The organism is Bacillus chungangensis (assembly GCF_030812995.1).
Classification (GTDB): domain Bacteria; phylum Bacillota; class Bacilli; order Bacillales; family Bacillaceae_C; genus Bacillus_CF; species Bacillus_CF chungangensis.
The window spans coordinates 98,366-110,473 of record NZ_JAUSTT010000005.1 but is presented as its reverse complement, the minus strand read 5'-3'; the positions used below and the strand labels follow the sequence as shown (position 1 = coordinate 110,473).

The window sequence follows — 12,108 nt, the reverse complement described above, 5'->3', positions numbered from 1 at the left end:
CCTACACAAAGGATCTCAAGCTAAAAGCGCGACGTCCTGTCGCAACGCTTGAGTGACCAACATCCTCGAAAAAGAAGATCACTTTTTCTTCGTGCGATGTTGATTCAAGAAGCTTTCCTTATCCTGTTGGCCCGAACCAATCGGACATTTGACTTTCAGTTATGCCCCACCTAGCGCTTCTGATTCCTACTACTCTTGAGGTGGGGGTCTTGACTCGCAGTTAGATGTGGGATAAATAAGAGTTGTATATTGAAAGTTTTGTGAGACAAGTATCACATCATTAATTTTCAGATTTTTTTATAAAATAAAAAATGACTAGGAAAAACAGCTTCTAGGAACGTGATGCTGTTGATCAGGGCCCTTTTTATTTCAAAAGGGCTTTCTAAGTGCTTTCAACTTTAACATGAACACCGATGTTTAAGACAGAAAAAGGAGTATTGAAAACAGATGATGAATGAACCAATTGTTGCAGCTGTACTAATCTTTGCCTTGCTGATGGTCGGTGAGGTATTATCGATTGTTACTCGGGCTCGTGTACCGATGTTATTTGTTGTTTTTTTTGGTTATTTAATTTTACTATGGACGGGCTTATTTCCACTTGATATTATTGATCGCACCGGTCTATCAACGTTTGGAGCATTGATGGTTGCACCGTTAATTGTTCATATGGGAACACTGATTCCACTTAAAGTAATGAAGCAGCAATATAAGGCCGTTTTTATTTCATTAATGGGGATTGTTATTACAACAATAACGGTTTTACTAGTTGTTACACCAATCCTAGGCTATGAGATAGCAGTATCAGGAGTTGGTCCGTTAACTGGCGGAATCATTGCTTTTATTATTACTTCAGAAAAATTACAGATGTTAGGATTAACGACTTTAATTGTGATTCCTGCATTGGTTTTAGCACTACAGAACTTAATAGGGCTGCCGCTTGCAATTAATTTCCTTAGACGATATGCATACAAAATTCGTGAGCAAGCTCCAGTGAATGGAAGTGCCGATGACAATGAGGAAGGTCAACAGTTAGAAGAGAAGCAGGAGAAAAAGTCACTCATGGGTGAAAAATTCTCGACTCCAATTATTTTACTGTTTCAATTATTCTTTGGGGGAGCTTTAGCTGTTTTACTAGGAAAATGGACAGGCATTAATTATAGTTTATGGGCTTTAGCTATTGGTTTTAGTGGTATGCTAATCGGGTTTTATAAAGATAAGATGATGGAGCGTGCGAATTCGTTTGGCATCGCCATGGCTGGACTTATTTTTTTCATTATTCCTTCGATGAATGATGTAACATTTAGCAGTTTTATTCAATATCTTCCTAGTATTCTATTGATCCTTGGTATCGGTGCGGTTGGCATTATCGCAGGCGGCTATATTGGCTCTAAACTTTTCAAATGGGACCCGTTTCTTGGTATTCCCGTTGCACTGACCGCGATGTTTGGCTTTCCAGGCGATTATATTATCTGTGAAGAGATTAGCCGGACAACGGGAAGAAATGAAGCAGAGCGCAAGTATATTTTTGATCAACTCATTTCACCTTTATTAATTGGCGGCTTTACAACGGTAACCATTGCTTCCGTTATCGTGGCAAGTGTGCTCATGGGAACATTAGGGTGAGGAGGCTTATCACTTTATAGGCAGAATTTTTTAACTATTCTTATCTTAATTGTTTAAAGAACGAATAAACTTGGAGTACCATTATGATGGTTTCGCTTTTCTTGTCAATATTCCTTTATAGAAGTTTCTTCTCAGCATACTTGACTTTCAAAGACCGATGAGACAAGGTAATACTAATAGTCTGAAGAGTTTGAGCAAATATTTGTCCACGTATGGCTTGTTCTAATAAATAAAAGGGGAGGACTAAGTTGGGGAAAAAGACAGCAATCATTACTGGTACTTCGAGTGGCTTCGGGCTGCTGACAGCAATAGAACTTGCAAAAAACGGATTTTATGTCATTGCGACAATGCGGGATGTAAGCAAAGCTGCCAAATTAGAGGAACTGGCTGAATCACACAATGTAAAAGATGCCATTCAAGTACAGCCGCTAGATGTCACTTCTAGTGAATCAATTGATCAATTTCAAGTATTTGTCAATACTTTGACAAGTGTTGATGTTTTAGTAAATAATGCTGGTTTTGCGATGGGGGGATTTGGCGAAGAGGTTGCCATTGAAGAGTATCGGCGGCAGTTTGAAACAAATTTTTTTGGGACGATTGCTGTAACGCAAACTGTACTTCCATCTATGCGTCAACAAAGGAGCGGAAAGATTATTTATTTAAGCAGCATAAGCGGGCAAATAGGTTTTCCAGGATTGTCCCCGTACGTATCTTCAAAATTTGCACTTGAAGGATTCAGCGAATGTCTTCGGCTTGAGCTAAAACCACTCGGAATAGATGTGGCGTTAGTCGAACCAGGCTCTTATAAAACAAACATTTGGTCAAGTGGAAAACAAATAGCGAAAAAATCAATGCTTGAGGATTCACCTTATTATACGTATATGAAAAGTTTTGAACAGCAGATCGAAACAGAGAAAGCTAGATTTGGCGATCCTTTAGAAGTTGCTCAGCTTATTTGTTCATTAGCAATAAGCGATGAAATAAAAAAGCTTCGCCATCCAATTGGAAAAGGAGTAAAGCTAGGAATCTCTCTTCGAAAATGTATTCCCTGGAGCAGATGGGAGAAGCTCTTTTTTCATAGGCTTGGTCAAAAGGGGTAAGATCATTAACTTTTAAGACGAAGGCTGGAAGTATATTCTCTTCATCTTCGTCTTATTTAACTGGCAGGCAAGTCAAGACTCCACCTCACAGGGAGTCAGAGGAATCATGGGGGATAACTGAAAGTCAAATGTCCGATTGGTTAGGCCGACAGGATAAGGAACGAAGAAAAATTGCTTTTCTTTTTCAAGGACGCTTGCGATCTTTTTTATTCTACTTCTTATCAGTGGGGGATAAGAAAACCCCCACTGATGGAAGTTTTACTTTATCTAAGCAGCATCCGAAGGCCAAAAAAAGCAGCCCATGGGGTATTGCTATCTTTAAAAAAGAATCGGATTGGTTTTTGAAGCTGTTCAATCACTAGTGTTCTCTCATCACTTGCCCGTAAAGTATATGTTTTATTGTCAATTGTTGCCTTTAGTGTTTTTCCATCTAAATAAATATGCATATCTCCTCTTTCAGCAGACCGATAAGTTCCTGTCAGACGCTGTAATTGTTCTTCTGTTGCCTCGTAGGTTGGCTCTATACTTCTTTGCTGTTCAAGTGGCAATCCTAATGCCGTATTTACAGCAGCGAGCCAAATGGCATGTGCACGAACGCCAGTAACATTTGTTAATACAGCAGCAGCTAAGCCTTTTTGTGGGACAAAGCCAAAGTGAGAGGATACACCAGGCTGATTGCCGCTATGCTCTACTAAAGAGACTCCAGCATACGCTGGTGTCGTTTGCAGTCCGTATCCGTAAAAGGAATTTCTGCCAATTTGATGGACAGGACGATACATTTGGGCCACGGTGTCTGCTTTAACAATATTCCGTTCGTGAGGTTTGATATACATATTTCCATATTTCATTAAATCTAAGACGTTGGAACGGATGCCGCCGCCTACTGCATAGTTTCCTAATGTTGGCCATGGACAAGCCTCTAGTTCACCATTTTGGATGACATAAGGAGTAGACACATTGATCCATTGCTGTAATTGTTCGAGATGAAAAGTAGTTCTCTTCATTTGCAGCGGTTCTAATATGAGCTTTTGGATATAAGATTGATAGCTTTGTCCGGTTATTTTTTCAATAATAGCACCAAGCAGAAGGAAGCTATCATTACTATAGCTTAAATATGAGCCGGGCTCGCCCAGCCACTGAAGCTCTTGTTCGGCTAGATATGCGATATGCTCATTGAAATTGATTAAGTGTTCTTTTCTTTTTAACGGCGCTAAGCCTGTCGTATGAGAGAGGAGGTGATGAATCGTCATCTTCTCTGTTTTTTCTAGCTCTTTGAAGCGCAACTCAGGCAAATAATGAATCACCTTATCTTGAATGGTTAATTTTCCTTCCTCTGCGAGCTTCATGATCGCTAGTGCGGTAAATGATTTTGTAATAGAAGCAACGCCAAAAATCGTTTCTGGTGTAACTGGCTCGCTTGTTTTTATATCTTTTACTCCGAATCCTTGTTGATAGATCGTTTCTCCATCTTGTGATACTGCGACAGCTGCTCCTGGTATTTGTTCCTTTTCGATTATCTGCTTGACCATATCTTCAAATCGTTTCCACTGATTCATGAAATCCAACCCTTTCTGTTCACGATACATCTATTTTATACCTTTTTGCAGCATCATTCTTTTTTTTTTAATATCCATCACATTTAGTGGAGATAAGCTGTTTTTTCTCTCTTGTTATTCGTTAAGGGTTATACACAAATCTACCCACAATAACAGAGCATATATGAGTATGATATTTTTACTTATCCACTTTATCCACAAATAAACAGGTTTTTATCCACATTATTCATGTTGTTGTGGATAAGTTGTGGAGGCATCCATTCTATTTACCCCACACCTAACTACTCTAGAGGTGAGTGATAAGAAGTGAGAAGGGAACTTCTTTATCTCCTCTTCCTTCTATTTTAGTAAATGTTCGATGGTTCCGGTCGACAGGATAAGGAAAGCTTCGGCAGCGATACATCGCACGAAGAAAAGCGGTTGCCTTTTTCGAGAACGCCTGCCCATCTTAGCCTTTGTTCTACTTCTTATCAGTAGGGGATGAGAGAAAATCCTTACTCATGGAAGTTTTACTTTATCCTTCATTTATTTTTGCTTGTTAGTAACGCTGTTATTTTCAAAAGAGTGTGTTCATAACATATTAGTTATCCACAATTTGAGCTAACTAAAAAGGCGATTCAAAGTAGGACTTGTATTTCAGCGAAATGTTGAAAAAAATCTTAGTGAAATTTGAGGGGGGGGGGGAGATCACGAAGGAGTTTGTGAAGTTATCTAGCCATTCAACGGTAATGAAATAAAAGGGGGGATCTAGCAGTCTGTTAAACTGCTAGGATCCCCTTGACGTTCGACTCTTTATTATTGAAAGGCGTCAGATACTTCTTTAATCATTGCATTAACAGACTCAAGTCCACCGCCAGATAGGTACCAGTAGCCAGGGTCTAAGTAAATGACATTGCCTTCTTTTACTGCTTTTGTATTACTTACTAATTCGTTTTCTACTACTTGTTTCGCAGAAGATTCACCGCCGACTACAGCGCCTCTGTCGATAACAAAGAGATAGTCTGGATCTTTTTCAACGATATACTCAAAGGAAATGCTTTGACCATGAGTAGTTGCTTCAATGTTTTCATCAGCTTGTTTAAGACCGAAAACATCATGGATGATACCGAATCGTGATTGTGAACCGTACGCACTAACTTTACCATCATTTGCAAGGATTACTAACGCTTTTTTATCAGATGCAGATGCTTTATCATTTAATTCTTTTACTGCATCGTCAATTTTTGCTAGTTCTTCTTTTGCAGCATCTTCTTTTTCGAAGATTTCAGCTAACGTGTTTACATTTTCCTGGAAGGATTCCATATAATTTGTTGTATCTACACCCATATAGATAGTTGGTGCAATTTTTGTAAACTCATCATAAGAATCTGATTGTCTGCCAGAAATAATGATTAGGTCTGGCTGCAACTCGTGAATTTTTTCGAAATCAGGTTCCTTCAATCCACCGATATTCTCATATTTATCATCTTCATATTTAGATAGATAGGAAGGAATATTTTTCTTAGGAATACCAAGAACTTCTACTCCTAATTTATCTAAGGAATCTAATGTCCCAAAATCAAATACAATTACTTTTTCTGGGTTTTTCTTCACTTTTGTTTCGCCAAGTTGGTGTTTAACCGTTACTTCTTCATTCTTACTTTCTTCTTTTTGTGCATCTCCAGAAGATTTTTCTTCAGTAGTAGTGGATGCTGGTTCTGTTTTTTCCTCTTTTCCACTGTCTGAGCCGCATGCTACAGCGATAGCTGCGAAAACGGCGATGATAAACAGCAATAATGTTTTTTTCATTTTCTTCACCTCTAGAAAATTTTTATGATAAACAATAATGATTTTCATTATCATTTAGTTGTCAAAAGTAATTATAGCATCAGGAAAAAAATAGTCAATCAATTATTTGTTTTTTCTGAGCACTAAATGACTTGTTTGACACAATCAGTTGAAAAAAATACAAAAACTCTATTTTCCACTCCCACCTTCGTACGACAAGGAAAACAGACAATTAGAAGGGGGAATTATGAAAAGTAAACACATATTTTCCGATTATTAATATTTTCGATTTGAATGTCCATATCGTAAATATCTTTTAATATCGAACTGCGTATCATATCATCTGTCTTGCCTTGACTGACGATTCTTCCTTCTTTTAGCGCCACAATTTCATCAGAGTAGCAAGAGGCAAAATTAATATCATGTATCACAATAACAATCGTTTTGCCCAATTCATCCACTAGTCTTCTAAGAATCTTCATGATTTGCACGGAGTGCTTCATATCAAGGTTATTAAGTGGTTCATCTAAAAGAATGTATTCAGTATCCTGGGCAATGACCATCGCAATATAAGCTCGTTGTCTTTGCCCTCCACTTAATTGATCTAAATATTTATCTTTCATGTCGTCTAGTTCCATATACCGAATCGCTTCATCAATAAAATGCCAATCCTCTTTAGAAAGCCTTCCTTGTGAGTAGGGGAATCGGCCGAAAGAAACGAGCTCTTTTACTGTCAGCCGCAAATTAATATGATTAGACTGTTTTAAGATTGAAATTTTTTTCGCAAGCTCATTGCTTTTACAACGACGGATTTCCTCATCATCTATAAATATTTCTCCCTCATCTATCGAAATAAGGCGGCTCATCATCGAGAGCAGGGTACTTTTGCCAGCACCGTTAGGACCGATAAATGACGTTATTTTTCCTTTAGGAATACTGACAGAAACATCCTCAACTACTTTCTTGCTGCCATATGTTTTTGACACATTTTTTACAACTACCATGATTTATTCTCCTTTAATAGCAGATAAATAAAGTAAACGCCGCCGACGAAATTAATAATTACACTGAGCGGTGTTGTAAATTCAAAAACTCTTTCTACGATCAGCTGCCCGCCTACAAGTGCAACGATGCTAATGAGCACCGAACCAATAATCAAATACTTATGTTGATATGTTTTTAAAAATTGGTATGTAACATTCACAACGAGCAATCCTAAAAATGTAATCGGTCCTACTAAAGCTGTCGAGATAGAAATGAGGATAGCTACAACAATTAAGAGTCTCTTTACGACATAATCATAATTGATGCCGAGATTAATAGCATGATCTCTGCCAAGTGATAGAACATCTAAATATTTCATATACCTTGCGAAATAAATTGTAACAAGGACAATTAAAATGGCAGAAATATAAAGCAAATCGGTATTAACGTTGTTGAAACTGGCAAACATTTTATCTTGAACGATTTGAAATTCATTCGGATCAATTAAAACTTGCATAAAAGAAGAAAGACTGCCAAATAACGTACCGAAAATAAGTCCGATTAACAATAAGTAATAAATATTTTGCCCTTCTCTTTTAAAGAGCACTTTATATAAGATGCCAGAGAAAAGGACCATTAGGCCAACGGTCATTAAAAAATGAACGTTATGATTCATCATTGTCAGTGTTCCTGATCCAAACATGAAAATAACAAATGTCTGAATAAGCATATATAAAGAGTCCAGACCGAGAATGCTTGGGGTCAAAATTCTATTATTCGTAATGGTCTGAAATACCATTGTCGAAAAGGCAATGGCACCTCCGGTTAATATAATCGCAAATATTTTCATTGTTCTTCTTGGCAGCACATAGTCCCAATTAGAACCTATGTTCCAAAACATGAAGAGAGCAGTCAATACTAATGCGATTACTGCAAGCAGCCCTAGTTTAGCTTTATTACCCATATGCCCTTCTCCTCATCAATAAATACACAAAAATAGCACTTCCAATGACCCCTACTGTCAAGCTAATCGAAATTTCATACGGATAAATGATAATTCTTCCAAGAATATCACAGAAGAGCAAAAAAACAGCTCCAAGCATTGCAGTATGAAATAAACTATTCTTTAAATGATCTCCTTGATAAATCGAGACAATATTAGGAATGATCAATCCTAAAAATGGTATCGTTCCAACTGTTAAAATAACGGATGCAGTAATAAGTGCCACAATAATTAAACCGATGTTAACGATGCGTTTATAGTTGAGTCCTAAATTTTTGGAAAAATCTTCTCCCATCCCTGCTACTGTAAATTTATTTGCAAAAAGATACGCAATGATTAATAACGGGATGCTGACATACATCAGCTCATATCGACCTTTTATAATCATGGAGAAATCCCCTTGCAGCCATGAGGAAATGTTTTGAATTAAATCATATTTATAAGCAAAAAAAGTAGAAAGAGAGCTAATAATATTACCAAACATTAAACCTACTAAGGGGATGAAAATTGTATCCTTAAACTTGATTCTTTCTAAAATTTTCATAAAAACAAACGTGCCAAGCAAGGCAAATATAAACGCGACAATCATTTTTTGCAGTGGACTCGCAGTTGTAAAAATCATGAGAGAAACTAAGATTCCTAGTCTGGCAGAATCCATCGTACCAGCTGTTGTTGGAGAAACGAATTTGTTTCTGCTAAGCTGCTGCATAATCAATCCACAAATACTCATACTCATTCCTGCAATGATAATACTAATGAGACGAGGCAGCCGGCTAATCACTAGGATTTGTGCTTTGTCGTCAGTTAAATCAAAAAGGTCTAAAGGGGATATGTCCTTTACACCAACAAAGATTGAAACGATGGAAAAAACAATGAGTGCAATAAACAAGTATCTTTTTTTCATGATTTACTTTCCTTTGTTATTTTAGAAAATACAAATAAATCCCAGTATTTTTGCCAATGCGAAACAATAATGACATTCATTATCAATTAGTATTATAACACGCTATAACGGTCTGTCAATGAATGGCTATAAATAGAGAAGAGGTTGAATTACATTTTGAGTCTTTTCCTTAGAAAGAAAATGAATGTATCTATTTAGTAATATCGATGTAAAACCGAACCATAGCAAGATGTTTCGATGTTTCACTTTATTAATCAAACGTTTGATTGAGACTTTTTGTTCCTGAGAAAGATGAATTCGAGAGGAATAGAATCACTTTACAAATATATCGATGTTGTTTATTTTTTCATAATTGTTCTTTTCGCTTTCTTCACAATTCTGTTCGTTTCTTTTGTTTGAGAGGTCCGCTGCCAATCATTTTTTGTAGCTTTGTTCATTGGCTTTTTTAGGATTGGTAAAAAGAAAATTACAACGGATTGATAAGGTTAGGTATAATGAGGGCCTATTCGCGTGTTATAATAGAAGTTGTTCAAAAAGTCCGCCAGTAGCTTGCTTCTTCGCCTCCGGTGTTGAAGTCTCGCTTTCTAAAACTTATATACTCTTTTTGGACACGACAATATTAGGGAAAGGATTCTTTATATGAAGCTGATTTTTACAGGAAAAACGAAGGACGTTTACTCGCTGGAAGACGGAAATTATTTACTTCAATTTAAAGATGATGTGACAGGCGAAGACGGGGTATTTGATCCAGGGGCTAATACTGTAGGGCTAAAAATTGAAGGAGCAGGACGAGCAGGGCTGCGTATGACGAAGTATTTTTTTGATATTTTACAAGCAGAAGGTATTCCGACACACTATATCGGAGCGGATATCGAAAAGGCAACGATGACTGTGCGGCCTGCAGCAGTATTTGGCAACGGTCTTGAAGTCATTTGCCGCTACCGAGCAGTAGGGAGCTTTCTTCGCCGTTATGGCATGTATGCAAAAGAGGGTCAGCCACTAGATGCATTTGTAGAGGTAACTTTGAAGGACGATGAACGTCAAGATCCGCCAATTAGCGAAGATGCACTACATATGCTGGGAATCCTTTCGGCGGATGAATATAAAGTGTTAAAAGCACTCACACAGCAAATTGCTGGTATTGTGAAATCAGTTCTGGAGAAAAAAGGAATTGATCTTTACGATATTAAGTTTGAATTCGGCCGTGTTGGAGAGAACAAGGAGATTATCCTTATCGACGAAATTTCTGGCGGCAACATGCGAGCCTATAAAGATGGAAAATATATTGAACCTTTACAATTAGAGAAATTAATTCTAAATGATTGAGTCATATAAAGGATAACGCTTTGCATCAGACAGGGTGCAAAGCGTTGCTTATTGAAAAAGTGTGAAACATGCTGTTTACTCAATTGGAAAATGGCCCATCCAGACAATATTCTGATATTGATTAGAATCTGTGTCGCCTTCCGTGTTGATGAGCAGCACACGCGACTTCTCATTAAGTGATAGGTGTGTACAAATCATTTTTCAATCTATTTAAAAAGGAACAGACAGGAATAATAGCATTTTTTAAGCATATGTTGTCTTGATGATGTAGAAGATTGTTCATACTAAATGGTGAAAAAACTTGCAATGATTTACAATGATCTCTATAATAATAACTAATTATTCTGAACATACCAACCAGTTAGTATTTTTGCCATATACGGCAAACTCAAGAGTTGGAATCAGAATCATTTAGTGTTTTAGAATACCAGAAAGTTAAATGTCCGAATGGTTCGAACTTACTGGAAAAGGAAAGTTTTTTAAATTATCATTTCTTGTTTGGGGACGGTGCGATCTAAGCCATTGTTCGGATCTACTGGACGTCGTGTTTAATTGAAGTTCTTCAAGGGAGGCCGTTTTACGGCTTCCTAATAGTATGACTTATAAGGGAAAAGCAAGGGAGAGTTGAAAAATGAATTTTTCATTTTCTAGTAAAGTAGCTGCACTACAGCAAAAGCTAACACAATTTATGGAAGAAAATGTTTATCCGAATGAAGCCTTGTTTGAAAAGCAATTAAAAGAGCAAGAAACGCGATGGTCGGCAGTGCCGCCAATCATGGAAGAGTTGAAAAGGAAAGCGAAAGCACAAGAACTGTGGAATTTATTTTTGCCAGACAGTGAATATGGTGCGGGACTGACGAATCTAGAGTATGCGCCATTGTGTGAAATAATGGGGCGTTCTCTCATTGCTTCTGAAGTGTTTAATTGCAATGCTCCTGATACAGGAAACATGGAGGTCCTTGTTAGATATGGAACAAACATGCAGAAGGAAAAATGGCTGAAGCCGCTGTTAGCTGGTGACATACGTTCGTGCTTTTCAATGACAGAACCCGATGTTGCCTCAAGTGATGCGACAAATATTCAAGCGAGCATTGTAAAAGATGGCGACGAATACGTGATAAATGGGAGGAAATGGTGGTCATCTGGTGCTGGCGATCCTCGCTGTAATATTGCTATCGTAATGGGAAAAACCAATCCAGAAGCACCGAGACATGAACAGCAATCGATGATTCTTGTGCCGCTTGATACACCAGGAGTGAAAATCGAAAGAATGCAAACTGTTTTTGGCTACGATCATGCACCTCATGGCCATGCCGAGATTACATATGACAATGTTAGAGTGCCTGCGTCTCATATCATTTGGGGAGAAGGAAAAGGCTTTGCAATCGCACAAGGAAGACTTGGACCTGGCCGCATCCATCATTGTATGAGACTGATTGGCGCAGCTGAACGAGCGCTGGAAGATTTATGTAAACGTGTTCAAGAACGCACAACTTTTGGTAAAAAGTTGGCAGAGCAAGGAGTCGTGCAAGAATGGATTGCACAATCACGCATCGAAATTGAACAGGCTCGTTTGTTAACATTAAAGGCTGCTTATATGATGGATACAGTCGGGAATAAAGAAGCGAAAGCAGAAATAGCAATGATTAAGGTCGTTGCACCAAACATGGCCTTAAAAGTGATTGATCGTGCTATTCAAGCGTTTGGCGGTGCTGGCGTAAGCGATGATTTTACGTTGGCTTCACAATGGGCTAATGCACGAACGCTGCGGCTTGCTGATGGTCCTGATGAGGTGCACCGAGCTCAAGTCGCAAAACTAGAATTAAGAAAATATTCTTCATGAAT

General features: G+C 37.9%; 9 protein-coding genes. 4 read left to right on the top strand and 5 right to left on the bottom strand.

The window, feature by feature from the left end; genetic code table 11:
- Positions 1-447 precede the first annotated feature (447 nt).
- Together J2S08_RS05660 and J2S08_RS05655 are read left to right on the top strand one after the other, a co-directional pair.
- Positions 448-1,623: a hypothetical protein gene (locus J2S08_RS05660; protein WP_307227515.1), complete on the top strand. Its 1,176-nt coding sequence runs from the start codon at positions 448-450 to the stop codon at positions 1,621-1,623.
- Positions 1,624-1,871: 248 nt separating this feature from the next.
- A complete protein-coding gene (locus J2S08_RS05655; protein ID WP_307227513.1) occupies positions 1,872-2,723 on the top strand; it encodes an oxidoreductase in 852 nt (283 codons plus the stop codon).
- A gap of 263 nt (positions 2,724-2,986) precedes the next feature.
- Here the strand turns inward: J2S08_RS05655 and J2S08_RS05650 are convergent, their stop codons facing one another.
- The 5 genes from J2S08_RS05650 to J2S08_RS05630 form a co-directional block, all read right to left on the bottom strand.
- A complete protein-coding gene (locus J2S08_RS05650) occupies positions 2,987-4,279 on the bottom strand; it encodes a serine hydrolase domain-containing protein (RefSeq protein WP_307227511.1) in 1,293 nt (430 codons plus the stop codon).
- Between the two features lie 795 nt (positions 4,280-5,074).
- A complete protein-coding gene (locus J2S08_RS05645; RefSeq protein ID WP_307227509.1) occupies positions 5,075-6,067 on the bottom strand; it encodes a siderophore ABC transporter substrate-binding protein in 993 nt (330 codons plus the stop codon).
- Between the two features lie 224 nt (positions 6,068-6,291).
- Entirely contained in the window at positions 6,292-7,050 is a 759-nt protein-coding gene (locus tag J2S08_RS05640) for an iron ABC transporter ATP-binding protein (RefSeq protein ID WP_307227507.1), read from the bottom strand.
- Positions 7,044-7,994: an iron chelate uptake ABC transporter family permease subunit gene (locus J2S08_RS05635; RefSeq protein WP_307227505.1), complete on the bottom strand. Its 951-nt coding sequence runs from the start codon at positions 7,992-7,994 to the stop codon at positions 7,044-7,046. Before J2S08_RS05635 ends, J2S08_RS05640 begins: the two co-directional genes overlap by 7 nt.
- The gene (locus tag J2S08_RS05630) at positions 7,987-8,937 is read right to left on the bottom strand and encodes an ABC transporter permease (RefSeq protein WP_307227503.1); all 951 of its coding nucleotides are present in this window, start codon (positions 8,935-8,937) and stop codon (positions 7,987-7,989) included. The genes J2S08_RS05635 and J2S08_RS05630 overlap by 8 nt, the downstream gene beginning before the upstream one ends.
- Before the next feature lie 639 nt (positions 8,938-9,576).
- On the opposite strand from J2S08_RS05630, the gene J2S08_RS05625 reads away from it, so the two are divergent.
- Positions 9,577-10,263: a phosphoribosylaminoimidazolesuccinocarboxamide synthase gene (locus J2S08_RS05625; protein ID WP_307227501.1), complete on the top strand. Its 687-nt coding sequence runs from the start codon at positions 9,577-9,579 to the stop codon at positions 10,261-10,263.
- Between the two features lie 631 nt (positions 10,264-10,894).
- Complete coding sequence (locus J2S08_RS05620) at positions 10,895-12,106, top strand: acyl-CoA dehydrogenase (RefSeq protein ID WP_307227499.1); 1,212 nt, start codon at positions 10,895-10,897, stop codon at positions 12,104-12,106.
- Positions 12,107-12,108 lie beyond the last annotated feature (2 nt).